Here is a 17846-nt window from a genome sequence, read left to right as displayed (position 1 = left end):
GAGGTGATGTGGATGGGTTAGCGCTTGCGCAGGTCGATCATGATGCCGCGGCGCCTGAAATCTGCGCTCGCCGCACCGCCGCTTGTGGGCGTCAGGTTCAATTTCACCTGGACGGAGTAGGTGTACGTAGCGTCGAATGTCTTATCGAGCCGGGAGATAGAGACGGTTGCGAAGTTCACATAGTTGAACAATGCGCTCGGCCCATACAGAACCTGCCCGTCGCTGCGCAGGATGCGGAACTCACCGTCGAATGTGCCGCTCCACCCGGGAGTGACCCTGTACTCAAAGTCCCCCTGAATGAGGGCAACATATCCTCGCGCACCGCTGTTCGAGACGGAAATGATAGTCCGCCAGCCGCCACCTGTATCGCCCACTTGGAGCAAAGTGCCAGCCGTTGCCGCTTCTGGAGCGTTGACGGCGCCTGCCAGGATATCCGTGGTTCCAATTTCGACGGGAACATTGAAGCGAAAGACTGAGCCGTCGTAGGTGAAGACGTTCTGCGCCGTGCCGCTCTTGTTGAGGGCGAAATAGTTGGCGTCGAAGACGATGGCCGCCGTACCGTCGCTCTTGGCGATCAGCTGCATGCCCGTATAGGCGCTGCCAGCCGTCAGGAAGATGCCATAGGCCGCTACCGCACCGGCCGGGGCAGCCATCGCAGCAAAGAAGATCTGCCCGTTCGCCGTGGCTTGGTTGGCTCGGGCCGAAACAGTCGTGATCTGGCCTGCAAGGGCCGTGTCACCATCGATACGGGCCTGTGCTTCCGTCGTGACTGCGGCTGAGGCATTGTCCGCTGTCGCCTTGACCGTATCGATGCGCTGGTCCGTCGCAATGATATTCGTCCTGGCCCAATAAGTCTGAAACAACTCCCAATCGATAAGATGCTGCGTCGGCAGGCCGTCGGCCTTCACCCGCGCGACATTGGCGGGAAGCGCTGGAGGCTGCGTATCGAGTAGCTTTGCGATGTCCTGCGAAGCCATCAGGCGGCTCTTACCTGCGGATCCGGCACCGAAGCGCCCAGGAAGGAGAAATCAGCCTCAGAGGACGAGGAATAGCGGGCCCTGAGGCCATGCTGTGTCGAAAGCCCGATCCGATTGACCCGGACGGGATAGCGGTCTGCCGTGTCGAGCGTCCGAGGAACAGATGTGGCCCACGTCTTGCCGCCGTCATGCGACCACGACACATTCACGAGGGCTCCATCCGCCTGTGTGAAGTCACCGAACAGGCCAGGAATGGCCACCCGAGCCGGGAAGTCCTTCAACGGAGCGCTCACGATGGTCCACGTAACTGGCTGGCCCAATTCGGTGCGCAGGGTATCGGACACGACGAGGAGATTGCCCGAAAGCTTGTCCCCGACAATCCACCGGCCGCCGCTCTTGACTGACCGGGAGCCGCGCCACCGGTTGAGGCCCGTGCTGGCGCGCTCGTGCCATTGGCCCGTCGTGACGTTCAGTTCCCAGGTGCCCTGATCGGACGAAAGCGTCCAAAAGGCATTACCCTTCGCGGTGTAGACGCAGGCCTCAAGGGTCGAGACGGTCGATTCGGCAATGAAGGCTTCCACGTCCGGGGTTGAAACCTTCGTGGCATCGAAGCCCCTCAGGGCCCGAACCGTGCCGTCATGGGCCACGAAGAAGGGTTCGCGGTCCCATCCGGTTTCGAAGCCCGCTACGGCCATGGCGGTCAGCAATCCGACCGGGATAACGGAGGTATGGCGAACCAGCGGGAACGGCTGGGCGCCGACGTTCTTCCACGGCTCAATGGTTTCCGTTCCGCAAGCATAGTAGGTGCCGGCATGAACGAAGCCTCTGACCAGCCCATCGGGCTTGGCTTCTGCTGAGGCAAAGGACAGGGCTTCCGTGGCAGTGCTGTTCAATTCCGAGGCGAAGATCCGGCCATCGGCCACCGTGAAGACGAAGAAGCCATCCAGGAAGTCGACGCTGTTGACCGTCGCGGGAAGGTCGGCATCCGGATAGGCGGAAATTGCGGTTGAGGACAGGAGATAGGCGCCTCCGGTGGAGCGCACGGCCACGACATCAGGGGTCGCCGCGCCACTCGTCACCCGGTTGTTGCGGGCAAGCGTCACGCCATCGGTACCGGTGAGCGTCCCGGTGAGCGCCGCAACCGTTGTCCCAGTGACCTTCACCACGCTATCGGTGTACGCGGCATAGAGAACGCCGTTCACGTCGATTAGGCCTCGCGGCCCCGTCTTGCCTGTATCAGCAAGCCCCAGCAGCCCAGGAGTGCGGCGGATATAGATCGTATCGCCTGCCTGCTCGGCATAGCCATTGATCAAACGCCCCTCACCTTCACCGGGGCGAAGGCCAGGCGTCGAGGATTTGGGGAAAGAGACGGCTGGCATGTCAGAAATACGCAATCTTGACGGGGTTGCCGACTGATTTCGAAGCGGTCAGGGCGCGGAGCACGGCTTCAAGATCCTGGGTCGTGCCGATATCGGCGGCCGGCTGCCCAAATTCAGGCGCGGCCTCAAGGGCGAGGCGCTTCGCCAGCGGCAGGAAGAACGAGCCGTCGATCTGGTTCGTGTCGCCGACATAGGCCACGCCTCCGATCCCCAGCTGTTCGACTAAGGGCTCGATATATTCCTGGATGCCTGCGATATCCTCAGGCGCCGGCTCCTGCCCTGCCTGGCGGAGCTGCAGATATCCGAGCGCTCGCTTGGCGAGATCGTGGCTGGTGTACGGCATGAGATGCCCTCAGGGGTGGAAGGCGGAGGTGAACCCCGCCCTCTGTTGTCAGGAACGGCGAGAACGGGTGCGAGAGGAGGTTTCCGCCTCTTCGCCGCCTTCAGGCTCGGAGCCGTCATCGCCGCCACCGAAGCCGCCATTGAGTTCGAGGGTGCGGCGCGCCTCTTCTTCTTCCTCGCGCTGACGCTGCTCTTCGGCCTCCTCACGGGCCCTATTTTCAGCTTCGATCTCAGCCTTGGTCTTCTTGTCGACCAGAGCAGCCGTCTTGAAGAAGGGATTGCGCTGAGCCTTGGCGATCAGGGCTTCGTTGTCGGTCTCGACAGCCTTGCCCTTTGGGAAGGTGACGCCGAACCACTGAATGGACTCGGCCTCGCCCTGATAGGTGATCTTCGCCATGGGGGTTACTCCTGCACGTACTGGACGGTCAGGAGGACCACGCCCCCGGCCACGGGAGTGCCACCGAGCTTTATGTCGATGGTATCGCCGGTCGGGTAGTTGTAGTCACGGCTCACGCCGCTGTTGAGCCGCACGATCGCGCCGGCCGCCACGGCACCGGAGGTCACATAGCGGTCGTCGTCGTCGCCATCGCCCACCGACAAGGTTGTGGCCTGGCCCGTCGCCGCCACGATCACGTCGACGACGCGAGCACGAGCCGGGACCGGACCCATGGGGATGACGTTGCCGGCCGCGGCCCCCGCCTGAAGCACGTACTTTGCCGTGGCCTCATAGACGACGCCTGCCGAGATCGCCTGAGGGATCGGGGGAGACGGGAACGGCTTGTTCGCGTCGATTTCAAAGAAAGCCATGATAGTGGACCTTTCCTGTAGACCAAATCATGCCTCCACCATAGAATGGGGGATGGTTGATTTGCGGGTTTTACAATGGGATTGAAGGGTGTCTTAGGCTGCGAGAATGTTTACGCAGTCAGCAGAGACGGAAAAGTCTTTCGCATCTCTACTTATGGCACGAAGCCAAAGCCGATCATGAAACCTTGCGCTCTACGAGAAAAGCGGGGCTATCTGATCGCCCATTTTAGCGTCGATGGTGTCGCATCGGATCGAAGTGTGCATCGGATGGTCTGGGAAGCCTTCAATGGCCCGATCCCCAAGGGGATGCAGATCAACCATTTGAATGGCATCAAGACTGATAACCGGCTTGAGAACCTCGAAATTTGCACTCCATCCAAGAACTCAGAGCACAAATTCAGGGTGCTTAATCATCCGGCCCCGAATAACCCTAACCCGGGCACAAGAAACGGTGCCGCCAAACTCACTGAGGATCAGGTTCGCCAAATCCGTCGATTGTCCGCCGAAGGCATGCTCCAACACGAGATTGGAGCCATGTTCGGCATCTCTCAGGTCATGGCTGGCAAGATTGCTCGTCGTGAGAATTGGCGGCACGTCACGGATGATTAGGCGTCGTCAACCGAAGCAAAAAATCCCGTTACGCAGCCCCAATCCTTGAGCGGAGAGGTCTCGCCGAGCTCGCGGTTGCGGAACTGCGTCTTGCCGATGCCGTAGCAGGTCTCGATGCCGCGGCCGATGACGAAGCCGTAATCGTCCTCTTTGCGCTCGGTCGGCTTGGGGAGCTGACCAACGGCATAGCCGAGCGCCTGACGGCCCACGAGCCACGCCGGCGCGACGTTGATGCCGGCAGCGCCCGCACCAGTGATCGTGGCAAGGTCGTCCATCTCGGGGATTTCGCGGACCCAGACGCCGTTCAGGATCAGATCGCCGTCCTGGAAGATCGGGTTGGAGTCCACGCCACGAGCGCGGGCGTCCTTGTTGGCCGCGATCACATCCGGATCGTTGGAGAAGTCCCGGAAGAGGTTGGAGCCGACGAAGATGCCGAAATACTCACGGCCGCCCTCGATCTGGATCGGCGAGATGTGCGGAGAGGCCTTCTTGGCCATCCGCTTCATCATCTTCAGCGCCTTCGCGTTGAACTTGTCGTTGACGGCATCCACGTTCGCCAGAGAGGCGGCATGGTCGCCAGCAACGAAGTTCGACCGAAGGGCGCCATAGACGACCCGGTCCTTGTTGGCGTCGTGCCAGGTGTTCTTCTGGCCCACCGTCGCTTTCGGATAGTAGACGCCGTTCACGTTCGCCACATCCGGCGTCGTGCCGAGATCACCCTGCCCCACGTTGTGGAAGGCGCGAATGATGTCGTCCCGGAGGCGGTTAGCCGCGATCTGGGTCAGAGCGGGGCGAACCTCTTCCATCTGATCGACGACGGAACGGCGCATCTGCTTCTTGTTGAGAAGCACAGCGTCACGCCACCAGTCGATGCGGACCTTCCAGCCATAGTGCTTGAGGTCGTGCTCGTTGCCGACGAGGGTCTGATCACCCGTCACGCCACCGGCCTGAGGGACCATGAAGAGCGGGATGGTGATTTCCTCGCCCTCGTCCTTCAGTTCGTTGATGCGATGGATGACGGCGGTGTTCCCGTTCCCCATGAATTCGGAGAACAGGTTGTCGCGCTGATAGTCGCGCCATACTGATTTGCGCCACTTCTGAACGACAAGATTGTCCGGAGGGGTCATTGCGACCATGGGTTAAGCCTTTCTGCGTCCAAAGGCCGGGGCTGCATTGAAGATGTCCTCTTCCGTGATCGCACCGCCCTGAGCGTTCCCGGCATTGCCATAGGAGCGGTTCAGCGATGGAAGGGGCTGCTGGTTGCTATTGCTGGGTTGCTGGGCGGGAGCGCCTGCGGGCTGCTGGCCGGCGGGGGCTTGTCCCTGGAGTTCTGCGAGGATCTTGGCGCGAAGCCGCTCTTCAAATGCCTTCGGATCTGTGCCGACTTCGGAGAGAACCTTGTTCTTCTGATACCAGCCGAGGATATCCCCATAGGGATCGTCGGACTGGAGAAGACTGGCCTTCACGGCGTCGCCGTTCAGTTCGCCGCGCCGGATTGCCTCATCCAATGCCGAATAGGCGGCATTGACCGTCTCTTCCCCATGTTCCCGGATCGCGTCACGGCGAGAGGTCGTCTCGACGATCTTCTGAATGCGGGCTTCGAAGGGGCTGAGCTGGTGACGGATGAAGGCGTTCGGGTCGTCCCACAGTTCGGGTTCGGGCTGCTGCTCTTCCTGCTTGGCGGGCTGCTGTCGCTGCCCTTGGAGCATAAGATTGGTCAACTCGTCCACACGAGCCTGAAGCGCCTTGCGGGCCTCTCGCTCTTCCTTCAGGGCAGCATACGGAACATGCCGTTCCTGCGGCTCCTGAGGGCTCTGGGGCTGCTGAGGCTGTCCCTCACCGGCCACAGGGGCGGGATTGGGCTCAGATGGCGCGGCAGGCGTCTCGATGGACGGTGCGGCGGTCTGAGGTGCCTCAGTCAGTTCGGTTGCGGCGAAAATCTCTTGTTCTTCGGCTAGATCGGGCATTGTCCACCTGTGCGTCGGTAGGGTTACGAGCGCCCGTGTGCGGCCGGGCGAACGCCGAGAGCCCGTGATGACGCTCACAGGGCAAGGCGAACTGAATTTCGAGGGGCATCAGATGACGGCCGGCACCATGGAGGCGTGGCCGATGGCGGCGATCTCGTCCGCCACCTGGTTCATCGCGTTCTGCCGGAGGGTGCCGCGCGCCTGCTCCGTCTTCAGAGCGGCAGAAGCTTCCTTGTCAGCAGCGTCGGCTTCCTTCTTGCGGATTTCGGCAGCGGCGCCACGGATCTGAAGCTCTTGGGCTACCGGATCGGGCTGCGGCGGCTGGTCGGGAGCCTCGAAAGCCTCCATGACGTACTTCCGAGCCTTGGACGGCAGCTGCATGTTCTCGAGCATAGCCCGGGTCAGGGCTTCCACGACCTGCGGACGAAGTCCATTGCCTGCCTGAGACAGCGCCTGGCCAATAGCAAGCTGCGCATCCTCGCGGAGGGTGACGGTATCCGGGCCCTCGTCGATGACGAAATCCATCAGAAGCTTGCCGATGGGGTTCTCTGTCCCGATGACGTTTCCGAACGCGTCGGTGCGGGGCATGTTGATCGGGAGGAAGCCCGCAAGCTCCTTGTCATCCGTCAGGCGGATGTATCGAGGCGTCTTCCAGTACCGGCGAATGGCTTCCCATGTCTGGTTGTAGATGCGCTTCTTCAGAGAGCGGACACGGACGATGAACGGCCCCATCTCGGCGATTGCCGCCTGCTGAAGCAAGGCGATGGCACGGCCCGACTTGTTGTCCATCCCCTGCCCGATCAGAGCCATGTTCGGGCCAAGACGCTCCATCTCCTCGATGGCGAATTGCAGCATGGAGACAGCCGAGGTGACGATCTCGGCATTCGAGTTGATGGAGATCTTGCCTGACTGGCCACCCGGAAGGGCAATCACGCCGTCCGGCTTGTGGATCTCCTGCCGAAGGGCCTCAACATCATCGACCGCGCCTTCTTCGACGAGCAGCTGCTTGGTATTGGCGGCATGGGTAGCTCGGGACTGAGCGAAGTTGATCTGATCCTGAGGGCTCTTCAGATTGCGAACGACGCCGTAGCGGTTGCCCTTCTCGTCGATGTTGAAGGACTGCATCAGGAAGCCGGGAGCGCTCTTGCCCTTGGCGTCGACAAACCGGCTTTCCTCGGTTCCGAGTTCCTCAGTCCCCGTGTGGATGGAGTGCAGCCAGGTCGCGCCCTCGCGGTAGTAGACCTCTACGATGCGGATCTTCTTCAGATCGCGGTCCCACCAAAGGTTTTCCTTGTCCGGATCCAGGGCTTCGGCATAGATCGAGTTGGAGGACAGGTCCTCAAGGCTGCGTTCGATCTGCTCCTTGGCCCAAGGCATGAAGGCGATTGCCTCATCCTTGTCCATCCACTTGGCGATACCGAGAAAGCGAGCATCGCTGAAATCGTATTCGACCGAGCGCGGGTCGTAGAAGAAGGTTTCCGGCCGGATGCGCTTGCTGGTCGGGTCTTCGGACTCGTCGTCGGTCTGCTCAAGGGCGAGCTCGAAGCCTCCAATCCCTGCAAGACACAGATCCTGGACGAAATCGGCGTGCTGGCCTTCCCAATCCGAGGCGTCGAGTGCGTAACGGAGTGCCTGAGAGGCCACGTCCGCGCCCGGCTCGTGGTCGGGATGACGGGGGAAGGCCTTCGGGTCCTGCCGAAGCCGCTCCATGAGGCCGATTGTGCCGTTCACGACCTTGACGATGCGGTTCCATGTCATCGTCGGCTGGTTGCGGGCGTCGTGCTTGGCGATCTCCTCGGCCGTCCACTGTTTGCAGTGATAGTAGCGAAGGGCTTCGCGCCTCTCTTCGATCTCCTCTGCCTTCAGGTCCACATAGTCACGAAGGAACTTGCGGAGCTTCTCGATGCGCTCCGGATCGGTCTTGACGGCGACGACACCATTCGGCTCGGACGGGGGAACCCACCCTTCGCGTCGGTCGGTCGACGGCATAACTCCAGCCTTGGCGTCGTCAGGCGCAATGATGCCTGGCCAAAGCACGGAAGGCTTGGTCTCACCTAGAACTAGCGCCATTATTGTACCCATCCTCGGCCAAGGAGTGCTCTACGCAGGCCTGCAGCACGAACGGCATAGTTCCAGCTTTTGAGGCTGAGATTTATCGGGGATCGCACAACATAGCGGGAGAACAGAATGATTGCCCCGCCAAGGCCGTCCACGCAGATGATCTGGCGGCAAAACAGTCTGCCTGATTTCGTTAGCGCCATGAACGGGATACCTTGGAACCTGTAGAGCGATAGCCGCTATCGGGCTTCTTGGGTTGTGCGGTGACGGGAACCCACGGGCGGGACATGCAGGCGTAGCGCCATTCGTCCGCGGCGTGGTCCTCGGTGTTCGTGTCGAGATCTTCCGGCCGGCTCTGATCATGCTGCAGGACCGGAATGGTTCGGATCGACGCCTCACAGGTCGAGAAGCAGTAGATCATCGGAACGCCGTCTTGGCCCTTGAGCCGCTGGCGCATGATGTCCCAGCCGCCCATGGCGCCACGCGAGGCGACACGCTTGTTATCGGCAGGTCGAAAGACGACGCTCTTCGTCATCAGGCGCGAGGCAATCGATGGGCCGCCGTCCTCTGCGAAGGCTGCCGGGTCGAGAACGCCGTAGGTGATCTTCTCTCCGCCCTCTCGGGACTTGATGCCGGCTCCTACCTCTTCGGCCGTGAGCTTTAGTCCTTTGTTCGGGCCCGAGGCTCCATACCATTCGCGGTAACGCACCAAAGCGCCCCGAGGAAGAGTCCCTTGAAGGCCAGGAATGCGATGATCGTCCCCAACGACAGCCCACCAGCCGACAGAGAAAGGACTAGCAGAGCCCCAGTCCATAGACCGGAAACGAAGCCAATCGTCAGGTATCCGGAATGGCTCGATGACATGCCGCTGTTCGCTCCACTCTCCGAAGAACGCGCCTTCGATTGCCGTCCAGTCACCATCCAGCCAGGCCTTCACGAGTTGCGCTGAGCCGACGAGATGAAGGCGGTCGATGTACTGCGGGTCACTCGCCAGCATGACCTTGTTGTCGGTGATGCGGGACGGAATGACCGCCATCTTGTGCACGTTGCCGTTCGAGAGAAGCCGGGTGACGAGCTTCGGGCCTCTCGGGAACGGGTTGAGCTTGTATCTCTCTCGGATCCAGTGCTGACCTGGGCCGCCCGGGTTGGCAGTGAGGATCAGCTGAACCGGGACGCCTTGAGCCGAACGCAAGACACCGAAAAGCCGGTCGATGGCATCTGGGCTATCGTACTGGCCCGCCTCTTCGACCCAGGCGTCGGTCAGGTTGCGGCCCTGGTACTCTTGGGCGTCCTTGACGCTATCCAGATAGGCGAAGGAGACGCGCCCTCCATTTGGCATCCGCCAGCGTAACTTGGCCTCGTTGAACTTGCCACCCAAGGGGCCGAAGATCTCTCGGGAGCGTTCGATAGCGTCCTCTGACGAAACCGTGGTCTTTCGGAACATGACGGCGTTGAAGGCCGCCCCGTATCTCTTCTCCTTCAGAGCCCACTTGCCAAGAACACCGTCAGTCTTCCCTCCTCCACGAGCCCCGCCGAAGAAGATCTCGGGCAGCGGGCAATCGACCAAAGCCTTCTGAGGACCGGGCTGCGGCCGCCATACGAACTTAGTGGGGAGTCGTGTGCTGGTCGGCCCATTGGTCGGGGCTGAGAGGCTCGTCTGTAATGTCATGAACCACGTGGACGTTCTCAGTGCGCTCGATGAACATCCCAAGCTCCTTCCCGAGGAGCTCAAGGGCCTTGTTCGCTACCGAGCCTTGGTATTTGTATTCGCCGGTCGGTTTGCCTTCGTTGTCCAGCACGGCCTCTGCCTGCATGGCCCTGTCGACGTTCTCGACCAATCGCGCCATCACCCACTGCTTGTCGATCGCAAGGGCCTCAGTCGCCTTCTCTGTGGCCTTACGGTCCATCTCAGCCCGTTCGGACTGGATCTCAGCCACTCTCCTTAGAATTCCTTCATCGGTCCCTAAGCGGTGAGCGTTCTTCTGACCGTTCTTGAAGCCCGCTGTCTCATAGGCTTCGACCTGGGATTTACCCTTGGCGAGTTCCTGGGCGAAGATCTCGTGTCTGTTGTTAGCGAGAGCGGGCATTGTCCTCAGGCTCCGGGCTTGGGAACATCCCTTTCAGGTCCTCTACGCTGATCCAGACGGAGCGGCCCGAAATGCCGTTCGCCAACGCTTCGATCTCATCGGCGGTGAGCGCGATAGGCTCAACCCATCTGACGACGATTGGTGTATCGGCCATTGTCTTCTCGTGTCTTCCTATGGGCTCAGCTACTGGCCTCGACCGGCGAAGGTTCCTCGCCCGTCGATGAGATCAGCCTTGCGCTTCCCGTCGAGATTGCGGGTCGTGCCGTAGGGGAAGCCCTCGACCTTCACAAGCAGCCCGAGGGCCTTGGCGACGTGGTGGAGGACAATGAGCCTCCATGAGACGAAGCCCCCACAGAAATTCTCAGGCAGATTGCGATGAAACATGGGGAGTGCTTTCCGTTTGGAAGGGATGTGAGGCGGGTAGCCGAAGTGAAGGCATTCAGGCATGGCTAGCGGAGAAGCCCTTGCCTCTCGGCCCAATCCTGCTCAACGAAGACATGGGGGAGGATCTCGACCATGGTTGAGCCATCGTCTCGGATGTAGGTTCGGGGCTGGGGCATGGAGCGGGCATGAAAAAGCCCCGCAGCGCGAAGCTCGGGGCAGATTAGAATTGGCGGGAACTAGGCCGGGCCTGACATCGCAGCCAGGCGCTTCAGCCTAGCCCTTTTCCTGTGCTTGGGCTCTCTCGACAGCTTAACGCCTGGGACGGCGGCCTTTGCGGTGCCTTGCGGCGCTAAAGCGGCCAAATCCCGCACCAACCGCTCAGCCCTCACCCTAGCTTTGTGCTGGCGCTTGGTTGTTGGGTTAGCGCGAGCGAGAGCAATTTTGTCTTTCTCGGGCAGCGATGAGTACCAATTCTCTACTTCATCGCTCTGCTTGCTGGGCGCAGAGACTCGCGTGATCATACGATGGGATCTTTCCAGATCCCGTTCCGTTGCGGCTTGGAGCATCTGACCACGCTGCCCCAACAGCTTCCGGCGCTGCATTTCGGATCTGCGCCGCGCCCATTCCGGGCTCTCGACTCGTCCGCAGCCGCCCGGCATCACGTTTGTCAGCGTCGGGTCGGCATCTACTAAACGGAACTCATGATCGAGGGCTTCCACCTCGGTATCATAGACCGCGACGATGCGGACCTCGACATCCTGCCCAGACTTCAGAATTTCTTGGATCTTGGCGACCTTGCGAGTATTCCCGCCCGACTTCCCAGTCTTGACGGCTCGCTGATGGTCCCAGGCCCGTCGCCCCTGCCCTTTGCCTACGTAGAAAGGCAGCCCGCTGCGCGGATCAACGAGCTGATATACATAAAAGCCAATCGGGAAATCACTCATGCTGTCAATACTACAGCATATTTAACGGGCATAAACCTGCAATCGAGAGAGTATCTACAACTCTCTTCGGCGGGGGCCACACCCCACCAGAAGGTCCGACAGATAATGACGTAACCGTTACCCTATACGACATAACTACTCTAGCCCCTGCAAGGATTCAAGTCCTATCCTGACCCTGACCCTCTTCCCGTTGTGGATGACTTCGCCCTCGGCTCCCTTCTCTGTCGCCTTCTTGATCGTGGCGACGAAGCCAGCGAGGAAGCCTTCAGGAACCGCCACCTGCTTTCCGATCAGCTCGGCCAGCTTCTCAGCCAGCCTGATCGTCTTGTCGTGTTCTCCGAGTTCCTCGGCCTCTCTCATCCGGTCGATAGCGCCGGCAGGCATGGCGACATACTCGCCGTTGTTCATGAGGACCGAATAGACGCCATCGGTGAGACGAACCGGCTCAAAGGGATGGACTCCCTTGTCGAGCCCGAAGAACAGGTAGCCCGGGAAGAGAGGGCGCGTGACCTTTACCTTCTTGGACTGGCCTTCCTTCTGCCGATGCTTGGGGACGCGAGCCCATACCGTCTCTGTCGGCAGGAACGTGGCATAGCCGAGAGCATTGAGCCCTGCCATCGCCCTCTCCTCGCACTTAGGATTGGTCAGGACGACATACCATGTCGGAGAGACGACGGGCGTGCGAAGGGCACGGGGGCGGATCCGTGCTCTCGCATAGTGAACCTGACCAGGGAAGTCAGACAGGCCGAAGCGGGGGAGGTTCGTCATGCTGCTACTCCGTCAAATTTCGTGGACTCGTTGCCCCAGGCATCCCAGCCCGGTCGGGATTGGCGGGCGAAGATGTCTGCTCTGCGGGCATTCGGAGACAGGGCCTCAAGCAGCGAGTAAGCCTCTTCCGGCTTCCTCGAGTGTTCGCGGGCGATTCCGTCGATAAGGGCGTGCTCGACAGTCTCGATGAGGTTCGTCAGCGAAGCGCCCCTCACACCGGCATCAGGCAGAGTGCCGACGAGGAAGGGCTCACACACGCTGCGCAGGATGTACCCGGTGCCCCAGCGGAGTTTGCCGGCCGGCGTGCGCTTGGCCCATGCGCCTCCAGTTTTGGGCTCGATGCCCCATCTGCGCATGACTGCAGCCTGCCGCTCGATTAGAGGCCAGGTGCACCACAGGAAGAGGACGCCACCCGGGGCGAGCAGATCACCGACCCGCAGGGCTTCGATCTCGTCAAAGGACATCGTGCCGTACTGAGCCTCAGGTGATTTCTCCTGCCCCTTGGCGGAGTAGGTTTCCCAGCGCCATGGCGGGTCGCACATCACCAAATCATAGGCGAACAGCGGGAGGTTGATCATGCTGCTGCCTTCCATTCCATGCGGGCGAGAGCCTTAGAGATGGCTTTGAGCGGAACGCCGAGTTCGCCGGCAACCGTGCCTTTGTTCATGTGGATCCCATACAAGCGAAGAACCTCAGCATCATCGACCTGAGGCCGGATGCGCTTGTACCGGATGGGACCCGGCAGCTTCTTGGCGTGATAGTTCACCGTCTGATAGGTGACGCCGAAGTCGGCCGCGATGGCCTGTAAGGTTTCTTTCGTCTGGCGGCGAGCGAGCAGGCGTTCGTTCAAAGCCCTGATCTGGAGGCTATTGAGCTTGTTCGGGCGGCGGTTGCTGTCGCTCATGCTGCCACCCTCCCGCAGCCATGGGCCGCCAGGATGTGCGCAGGCACCTTGCAGCCGGGCATGTCAGGGGCGAGGCTCCACTTGCCGTAGGGCCAGTATTTCGTCCGTTTCCAGCCTTCCAGCGCCCTGTCCCACATCTCGTCGGTGAAGCCGGTATCCGCCTTCGTCGGAGACGGGCGCTTCTCACGCTCGACGGCAGCCATGATCTGCGGGACCACGTTCTCCCAGGACGACAGCTTCCGGCCTGCCGCGTGAGCGTTCTTGGCCTCTTCGTGGATAACCGGCAGGACGTGCTTCTCGAAATCGGCCCCGGCTTCCAGGCATTCGAAGATGGGTTGCAGTTTCACCGAAATCCGGATTGGCCAGTCCACCCCAGGAGGCAGCTCAGCCAGCATGCGGGCCTGCATGTTCTGAGGCATTTGAGCGCCCGTCCGCGCGCTCTCTTCCTTCTTCTCTTCTTCTTTATCTTTATCGCTTCGTTCTTGCTTCGTTTTGCTTCCAGAATCTGAAGCATTTGCTTCGGGTCGCTGTTGATTATGCTGAGCTTTTTCCTTGCGAGAGATGCCGCTCATTTCTCCACCCAATTTACCATTCTGGGAACGGGAATTAGACACGCTGTCTCGGTCGGCCAGTTCGCGTTCGGCGGCAGGGTTAGAAATCTGCCCATCGGAAAGGGTCAGCCGCCCCATCTCAACTAAGCGATCGAGGGCAGCCTGCACCGTCCGGACGGAGCGCCGGCAGAACGTGGCCAGAGCCTTGACATCGGCGCGGATGGGCCCCCCACGCGCATAAATCTTCAGGATCACGACTGTGTAGAGATGCTGGCAATCAGCATCCATTTCAGCGAGTGCGGAGAGGAAGGGATCAGGCCTGCACTTGAACCAAGGCATCTTGCTCGTGCTCATTGACGCCACTCCGAAATAAGACGGCTTCCTTTTGACCGATTGCACGAACAGCAGGCCACCGTGAGATTGCTGGGCTCGTTCTTCCCGCCTCGAGCGCGGGGGTGGATGTGATCGATATCGAAAGGGCCCTCAATGTCGCCGCAGTATCGGCAGACTGGGCCATCCCGTTGCAGGATAACCTCCCTGATCGCCTGCCAATTGCCGCGGTCCCAACGGCATGGGTGAACCCCCACATCCATGTGCCACCGTTCCGTTGTCCAGCGGCCATCCTCAAGGCGCCAGAAGGCCATTACAGCGACCTTCAGACTGGCCCATTTCTTGGCCGTAAGACCGAGCATTCGGGCCAGCTTCACATCATCGTCAGGCAGCGCGCAATCAGGCGAGCGCCAGGCGAACATGAGAAGCCGGAGGTAGGCTCCATGCTCTTCATTGGTCAGGTGGGCCGTGTCGGCAATGTAGGCGTCTGTGAATAGCGGGAGGGAAGGATACTGGCTCATGATCAGTACTCGGACAGTTCGCTGACGGCATTGCAGTGGATGGCGCAGAAGAGGTTCACACGTCCCGTGGGGCCCTGGCGCTGCTTGAGGACTTCGACCTCGATGATGTCCTTGCAGGCTTCCAGCTTCATGGCGTCTTCGGGCGTCTGGCTGGACTTGTGCTCGAGATAATAGGCTTCCCGGAAGAGACCCATCACCATGTCCGCGTCCTGCTCGGTCGATCCGGAGTCACGCAGGTCGGACAGGACTGGGCGCTTGTCGTCGCGCTTTTCGGCCTCACGGGAGAGCTGCGACAGCACGAGGACGGCGACGTTCAACTCCTTGGCCAGAACCTTGATCGCACCCGTGATCTCGGTCAGCTCCTGTACCCGGTTGCCGGAATAGCGGCCCGTTGGCTTCACGAGCCCGAGGTGATCGATGACGATGACCGACAGGCGCTGCCCCTTGCGCTCCATGGAGGCGCGTTCCTGCCGCGCCCGAGCGGCAATCTGAGAGATCGTGAGGCCCGACTGCTGTTCAATCGTCAGCGGGAGCTTAGCGAGACGCTTCTGAGCATCCTGCATGGCCCACACGTCGGCATCGGTCAGATCCTTGCCCTTGGCGATATCCCGGTAGCTGAGAGGCTGCTTGTCCCGCGGGGAGAAGGACATGGCTGCGAGCGCCCGTTCGCCGAGCTCCTGCGCCACCATTTCAAGGGAAACGAAATAGACGCCATGGCCGGCCTTTGCCGCATTGAGTGCCAGCGCAACCCCAACGGTCGTCTTGCCCATACCCGGGCGCCCGGCGAGAACAATCATCTGCCCCGGGCGCATGCCGAGGGTCATCCGATCCAGGCTGGGGATGCCATAGGGGGCGCCACGATCAATCCGGCCCTCCCGGGCGGCAAGGGCGGCATCAATAGCCTGCTGAGAGGCCGAACCCAGGCTGACCCGCTTCAGGCTCTCATGTGTGCCCGATGTCGCGACAACGTCGAGTTCCTCGATCATCTGAGCGGCATACCGGGACGGATCCTGCACGGCGCCGGAAGACATAGCCGCGACCGCGTCCCGGGCTGCCGCCAGAAGCTTGCGCATCATGGCAGCATGGCGGATCGCCCGTGCGTAGTCGGGAGCGTTGGAGACGGTGGTGGCATGAGCGTACAAGCGGGCGAGATACTCGCCGACCGTGATCCCGCCGAGATCCTGATCACCGATTGCAATCCGCACGAGGCGGCCGTCGATGTTCTCGCCGGCGTCCCGACGCTCGCACATCGTCCGGAAGATCGCCGCGTTCACCTGCTCGTGGAAGTCTTCCGGGTCAACAATGCCGCGAACCCGGTCGATGACGTCGGAATTGTGGAGGATGGCCCCGAGGAGCCCCTGCTCAGCCGAGAGGGCATGAGGCTGCTCAATGAATTCCGCAGGTTCAGGACGCATGTTCATATGGCCTGCCTCTGGAGGGGCTTTACCTCCCCTGCCCGGTCAAGCGCCTCGCGCTGATCAAGGGTCATGAAGAGATCGAGCCATCGGCGCCAAGCCTTACCGGCCGCGATACCATCCTCGACCGCCATACTGGCTTCAGCCTGCATGCGAGCAGCGCAATAAGCGCTCCAGGTTTCCTCGATGCGGCGTTCGCGCTCGGCTTCCAGATCTATGACGCGATCATTCATGCTGCGCTCCGATTGTAGCCGCCATAGGTGCTCTCACGGCGGACGGGCTCACTCAGGAGGTGAAGACGATCCAGGCGCCCGGCCATGTAACCGAGACAGGCTGCGATCCGACGCAAACGTTTCGCTCTGTTTTCCATACCGCGAAGCACATCACGGTTTTGGTGTCCTAATTGTTGCAAAGCAGAGCGCGACTGATCCATTTCCTCGGCAAGACGTTCGAGGAGCATGGCATCCGCCTCCATGGCTTCAAACCCGGCGAGTGCATCAAAAGGGTAAGGAAATCGGTTCATCAGAACGTCTCCACTTCCCAGCCACCGCCCGACTTCTTCGGAAGAGCTTTGACCGCAATGAACCGGAAAGGATGCTGCTCGGCGGCGACTTTGATCTTCACGCGAGCGTCGTCTTGCCAGAAGCCTTTGACCTCATGGCATTCGATCACGCCATCGGAGAGCATCACGCCAAAGTCAGGGCTGTAGAAGGTGTTGTCGGCGAGCCGCAGCTTGAACGGCTCGAACTTGTACCAAACTACCTCGCCTGCGATCTGCCGGAGCCGAAGGTGAGCCTCGTAGGCAGCCTCTGTCTTGTTCATCTGGCCGGTCTTGAGGCGGCCAAGGGCGAGCATCGCAGACTTCATCAGGCGGCGCTCCTGCCCGTCTTGAGGGTGCGGTAGACGGCGGAATGAGCGCAGCCGAGGCGCTTGCCGATCTCGCGGTAGGTGAGGCCCTGATCGAAGAGGGCCTTGCAGACGTTGAAGGCGATCTTTTTCTTGCCGCCGCGCTTTAGCGGGCCGAACGGCAGCTGGATGCCCTGCGTGTGGCGGTGGATCGTGCCCCTGCCCCGGACCTTCGTGAGAGCAGAGACCTCGCTGATGCTGTGCCCCTTAGCCCGGAGAGCTTTGATGGCAGCAATCTTCTCAGGGGAGAGAGGTTGTCCTGGCATGGGTTCACCCTGCTACGGAAGATTTTGCGGATGTGAAAAATCGTGCAGCGATCTTCATGCGGATGCGCGGGGCGCCTGGATCGCGCTTCATGACCCGACGCCACAGACGCTTGAGAGGGCCGCTCTCCCCTTTCCGCTCAACGTACATCTGCACAAGGTTGAGCATGTCGTGAGCTTCGACCGTTGCGTTCGGGGCGCGACCAACCAGACGCCGAAGCCATCGGGCAGACTTCCCGAGCCGCGAAGCCACGTATTCCTGGGCGTCCCGAAGTGAGGGGCGCTTTGTGCGCTCGACCTTCAGAACATGCACCACCATGGGGTGGATATCGTCTCTAACGTCGAATTCAGTGAACATTGGACACCTTTGGCCCAATCCGCGTGGCACAAATTCCCTCAACGCGGGGGCGGACATGGCAGATGGGGGAAAGAAGGACCGGGAAGTGAGCGACCGAGAGGTAAAGGCTCACATCCTGCGGAAGCTGAAGGAGGCTCTTCCGAAGGTCAGAGAGACCGCGAAGAAGCGTCGTGAGGGGGAATGAGGTGCGACCGTGTTCCCGGTATTCGCCGTTCGAAGCCGACCCTTGGCAGGGCCACTTGGTATTGCTCGTCAGCACGGCGTTGACGCTGATCT

The 17846-nt window shown here is 60.9% G+C and carries 24 protein-coding genes; 1 reads left to right on the top strand and 23 read right to left on the bottom strand.

Features of this window, described 5'->3' with window-relative positions:
- Positions 1-17: 17 nt before the first annotated feature.
- The 5 genes from H0S73_RS12415 to H0S73_RS12395 all read right to left on the bottom strand — a co-directional run bounded on the left by H0S73_RS12415 (position 18) and on the right by H0S73_RS12395 (position 3505).
- Entirely contained in the window at positions 18-977 is a 960-nt protein-coding gene (locus H0S73_RS12415) for a hypothetical protein (RefSeq protein ID WP_181052452.1), read from the bottom strand.
- Positions 977-2290: a hypothetical protein gene (locus H0S73_RS12410; RefSeq protein WP_181052451.1), complete on the bottom strand. Its 1314-nt coding sequence runs from the start codon at positions 2288-2290 to the stop codon at positions 977-979. The genes H0S73_RS12415 and H0S73_RS12410 overlap by 1 nt, the downstream gene beginning before the upstream one ends.
- A 67-nt stretch (positions 2291-2357) precedes the next feature.
- A complete protein-coding gene (locus H0S73_RS12405) occupies positions 2358-2699 on the bottom strand; it encodes a hypothetical protein (RefSeq protein WP_181052450.1) in 342 nt (113 codons plus the stop codon).
- 48 nt (positions 2700-2747) lie between these two features.
- Entirely contained in the window at positions 2748-3095 is a 348-nt protein-coding gene (locus tag H0S73_RS12400) for a hypothetical protein (RefSeq protein ID WP_181052449.1), read from the bottom strand.
- 5 nt (positions 3096-3100) lie between these two features.
- On the bottom strand, positions 3101-3505 hold the full coding sequence (locus H0S73_RS12395) for a hypothetical protein (protein ID WP_181052448.1): 405 nt from the start codon (positions 3503-3505) through the stop codon (positions 3101-3103).
- Between the two features lie 75 nt (positions 3506-3580).
- Here H0S73_RS12395 and H0S73_RS12390 point away from each other — a divergent pair, with 75 nt between their 5' ends.
- The gene (locus H0S73_RS12390; RefSeq protein WP_181052447.1) at positions 3581-4114 is read left to right on the top strand and encodes an HNH endonuclease; all 534 of its coding nucleotides are present in this window, start codon (positions 3581-3583) and stop codon (positions 4112-4114) included.
- Here H0S73_RS12390 and H0S73_RS12385 read toward each other — a convergent pair.
- The 18 genes from H0S73_RS12385 to H0S73_RS12300 all read right to left on the bottom strand — a co-directional run bounded on the left by H0S73_RS12385 (position 4111) and on the right by H0S73_RS12300 (position 17215).
- A complete protein-coding gene (locus H0S73_RS12385; protein ID WP_181052446.1) occupies positions 4111-5250 on the bottom strand; it encodes a phage capsid family protein in 1140 nt (379 codons plus the stop codon). The genes H0S73_RS12390 and H0S73_RS12385 overlap by 4 nt on opposite strands.
- A 3-nt stretch (positions 5251-5253) precedes the next feature.
- Complete coding sequence (locus H0S73_RS12380; protein WP_181052445.1) at positions 5254-6081, bottom strand: hypothetical protein; 828 nt, start codon at positions 6079-6081, stop codon at positions 5254-5256.
- A 108-nt stretch (positions 6082-6189) separates the two neighbouring features.
- On the bottom strand, positions 6190-8070 hold the full coding sequence (locus H0S73_RS12375; protein WP_181052444.1) for a portal protein: 1881 nt from the start codon (positions 8068-8070) through the stop codon (positions 6190-6192).
- 262 nt (positions 8071-8332) lie between these two features.
- Positions 8333-9706 (bottom strand): phage terminase large subunit, encoded by a 1374-nt coding sequence (locus H0S73_RS12370; protein WP_181052443.1) that lies wholly within the window; start codon positions 9704-9706, stop codon positions 8333-8335.
- Between the two features lie 37 nt (positions 9707-9743).
- The gene (locus H0S73_RS12365; protein WP_181052442.1) at positions 9744-10226 is read right to left on the bottom strand and encodes a terminase small subunit; all 483 of its coding nucleotides are present in this window, start codon (positions 10224-10226) and stop codon (positions 9744-9746) included.
- A complete protein-coding gene (locus H0S73_RS12360; protein ID WP_181052441.1) occupies positions 10210-10380 on the bottom strand; it encodes a hypothetical protein in 171 nt (56 codons plus the stop codon). The genes H0S73_RS12365 and H0S73_RS12360 overlap by 17 nt, the downstream gene beginning before the upstream one ends.
- 29 nt (positions 10381-10409) lie before the next feature.
- Positions 10410-10610 carry a hypothetical protein gene (locus tag H0S73_RS12355; protein WP_181052440.1) on the bottom strand — a complete coding sequence of 67 codons (201 nt, stop codon included), beginning with the start codon at positions 10608-10610 and terminating at the stop codon, positions 10410-10412.
- Between the two features lie 236 nt (positions 10611-10846).
- The gene (locus tag H0S73_RS12350; protein WP_181052439.1) at positions 10847-11554 is read right to left on the bottom strand and encodes a GIY-YIG nuclease family protein; all 708 of its coding nucleotides are present in this window, start codon (positions 11552-11554) and stop codon (positions 10847-10849) included.
- 135 nt (positions 11555-11689) lie between these two features.
- Complete coding sequence (gene nusG / locus H0S73_RS12345) at positions 11690-12322, bottom strand: transcription termination/antitermination protein NusG (protein WP_181052438.1); 633 nt, start codon at positions 12320-12322, stop codon at positions 11690-11692.
- On the bottom strand, positions 12319-12900 hold the full coding sequence (locus H0S73_RS12340; RefSeq protein ID WP_181052437.1) for an MT-A70 family methyltransferase: 582 nt from the start codon (positions 12898-12900) through the stop codon (positions 12319-12321). The genes nusG and H0S73_RS12340 overlap by 4 nt, the downstream gene beginning before the upstream one ends.
- Positions 12897-13226: a hypothetical protein gene (locus H0S73_RS12335; protein WP_181052436.1), complete on the bottom strand. Its 330-nt coding sequence runs from the start codon at positions 13224-13226 to the stop codon at positions 12897-12899. The genes H0S73_RS12340 and H0S73_RS12335 overlap by 4 nt, the downstream gene beginning before the upstream one ends.
- Complete coding sequence (locus H0S73_RS12330) at positions 13223-14131, bottom strand: DUF1376 domain-containing protein (RefSeq protein ID WP_181052435.1); 909 nt, start codon at positions 14129-14131, stop codon at positions 13223-13225. Before H0S73_RS12330 ends, H0S73_RS12335 begins: the two co-directional genes overlap by 4 nt.
- Positions 14128-14628: a DUF1376 domain-containing protein gene (locus tag H0S73_RS12325; protein WP_181052434.1), complete on the bottom strand. Its 501-nt coding sequence runs from the start codon at positions 14626-14628 to the stop codon at positions 14128-14130. Before H0S73_RS12325 ends, H0S73_RS12330 begins: the two co-directional genes overlap by 4 nt.
- Before the next feature lie 2 nt (positions 14629-14630).
- Positions 14631-16049, bottom strand: a complete 1419-nt coding sequence (locus tag H0S73_RS12320) for a replicative DNA helicase (RefSeq protein ID WP_181052433.1) — start codon at positions 16047-16049, stop codon at positions 14631-14633.
- Positions 16046-16276, bottom strand: a complete 231-nt coding sequence (locus tag H0S73_RS12315) for a hypothetical protein (protein WP_181052432.1) — start codon at positions 16274-16276, stop codon at positions 16046-16048. Before H0S73_RS12315 ends, H0S73_RS12320 begins: the two co-directional genes overlap by 4 nt.
- Positions 16273-16566, bottom strand: coding sequence for a hypothetical protein (locus H0S73_RS12310; RefSeq protein ID WP_181052431.1), 294 nt, complete (start codon positions 16564-16566; stop codon positions 16273-16275). Before H0S73_RS12310 ends, H0S73_RS12315 begins: the two co-directional genes overlap by 4 nt.
- Positions 16566-16910, bottom strand: a complete 345-nt coding sequence (locus tag H0S73_RS12305; protein ID WP_181052430.1) for a PDDEXK family nuclease — start codon at positions 16908-16910, stop codon at positions 16566-16568. Before H0S73_RS12305 ends, H0S73_RS12310 begins: the two co-directional genes overlap by 1 nt.
- Positions 16910-17215: a helix-turn-helix domain-containing protein gene (locus H0S73_RS12300; protein ID WP_181052429.1), complete on the bottom strand. Its 306-nt coding sequence runs from the start codon at positions 17213-17215 to the stop codon at positions 16910-16912. The genes H0S73_RS12305 and H0S73_RS12300 overlap by 1 nt, the downstream gene beginning before the upstream one ends.
- Between the last annotated feature and the right edge of the window lie 631 nt (positions 17216-17846).

The sequence above is a fragment of the Microvirga mediterraneensis genome, from assembly GCF_013520865.1.
Lineage (GTDB): Bacteria > Pseudomonadota > Alphaproteobacteria > Rhizobiales > Beijerinckiaceae > Microvirga > Microvirga mediterraneensis.
This window is presented reverse-complemented; position numbering and strand designations above follow the sequence as displayed.

Bases quoted from the DNA above. Each gene is read 5' to 3' on its own strand.
- H0S73_RS12415 (WP_181052452.1), bottom strand. From the start codon at position 977: ATGGCTTCGCAGGACATCGCAAAGCTACTCGATACGCAGCCTCCAGCG.
- H0S73_RS12405 (WP_181052450.1), bottom strand. From the start codon at position 2,699: ATGCCGTACACCAGCCACGATCTCGCCAAGCGAGCGCTCGGATATCTG.
- H0S73_RS12400 (WP_181052449.1), bottom strand. From the start codon at position 3,095: ATGGCGAAGATCACCTATCAGGGCGAGGCCGAGTCCATTCAGTGGTTC.
- H0S73_RS12395 (WP_181052448.1), bottom strand. From the start codon at position 3,505: ATGGCTTTCTTTGAAATCGACGCGAACAAGCCGTTCCCGTCTCCCCCG.
- H0S73_RS12390 (WP_181052447.1), top strand. From the start codon at position 3,581: ATGGGATTGAAGGGTGTCTTAGGCTGCGAGAATGTTTACGCAGTCAGC.
- H0S73_RS12385 (WP_181052446.1), bottom strand. From the start codon at position 5,250: ATGGTCGCAATGACCCCTCCGGACAATCTTGTCGTTCAGAAGTGGCGC.
- H0S73_RS12380 (WP_181052445.1), bottom strand. From the start codon at position 6,081: ATGCCCGATCTAGCCGAAGAACAAGAGATTTTCGCCGCAACCGAACTG.
- H0S73_RS12375 (WP_181052444.1), bottom strand. From the start codon at position 8,070: ATGCCGTCGACCGACCGACGCGAAGGGTGGGTTCCCCCGTCCGAGCCG.
- H0S73_RS12365 (WP_181052442.1), bottom strand. From the start codon at position 10,226: ATGCCCGCTCTCGCTAACAACAGACACGAGATCTTCGCCCAGGAACTC.
- H0S73_RS12360 (WP_181052441.1), bottom strand. From the start codon at position 10,380: ATGGCCGATACACCAATCGTCGTCAGATGGGTTGAGCCTATCGCGCTC.
- H0S73_RS12355 (WP_181052440.1), bottom strand. From the start codon at position 10,610: ATGTTTCATCGCAATCTGCCTGAGAATTTCTGTGGGGGCTTCGTCTCA.
- H0S73_RS12350 (WP_181052439.1), bottom strand. From the start codon at position 11,554: ATGAGTGATTTCCCGATTGGCTTTTATGTATATCAGCTCGTTGATCCG.
- nusG (WP_181052438.1), bottom strand. From the start codon at position 12,322: ATGACGAACCTCCCCCGCTTCGGCCTGTCTGACTTCCCTGGTCAGGTT.
- H0S73_RS12340 (WP_181052437.1), bottom strand. From the start codon at position 12,900: ATGATCAACCTCCCGCTGTTCGCCTATGATTTGGTGATGTGCGACCCG.
- H0S73_RS12335 (WP_181052436.1), bottom strand. From the start codon at position 13,226: ATGAGCGACAGCAACCGCCGCCCGAACAAGCTCAATAGCCTCCAGATC.
- H0S73_RS12330 (WP_181052435.1), bottom strand. From the start codon at position 14,131: ATGAGCACGAGCAAGATGCCTTGGTTCAAGTGCAGGCCTGATCCCTTC.
- H0S73_RS12325 (WP_181052434.1), bottom strand. From the start codon at position 14,628: ATGAGCCAGTATCCTTCCCTCCCGCTATTCACAGACGCCTACATTGCC.
- H0S73_RS12320 (WP_181052433.1), bottom strand. From the start codon at position 16,049: ATGAACATGCGTCCTGAACCTGCGGAATTCATTGAGCAGCCTCATGCC.
- H0S73_RS12315 (WP_181052432.1), bottom strand. From the start codon at position 16,276: ATGAATGATCGCGTCATAGATCTGGAAGCCGAGCGCGAACGCCGCATC.
- H0S73_RS12310 (WP_181052431.1), bottom strand. From the start codon at position 16,566: ATGAACCGATTTCCTTACCCTTTTGATGCACTCGCCGGGTTTGAAGCC.
- H0S73_RS12305 (WP_181052430.1), bottom strand. From the start codon at position 16,910: ATGAAGTCTGCGATGCTCGCCCTTGGCCGCCTCAAGACCGGCCAGATG.
- H0S73_RS12300 (WP_181052429.1), bottom strand. From the start codon at position 17,215: ATGCCAGGACAACCTCTCTCCCCTGAGAAGATTGCTGCCATCAAAGCT.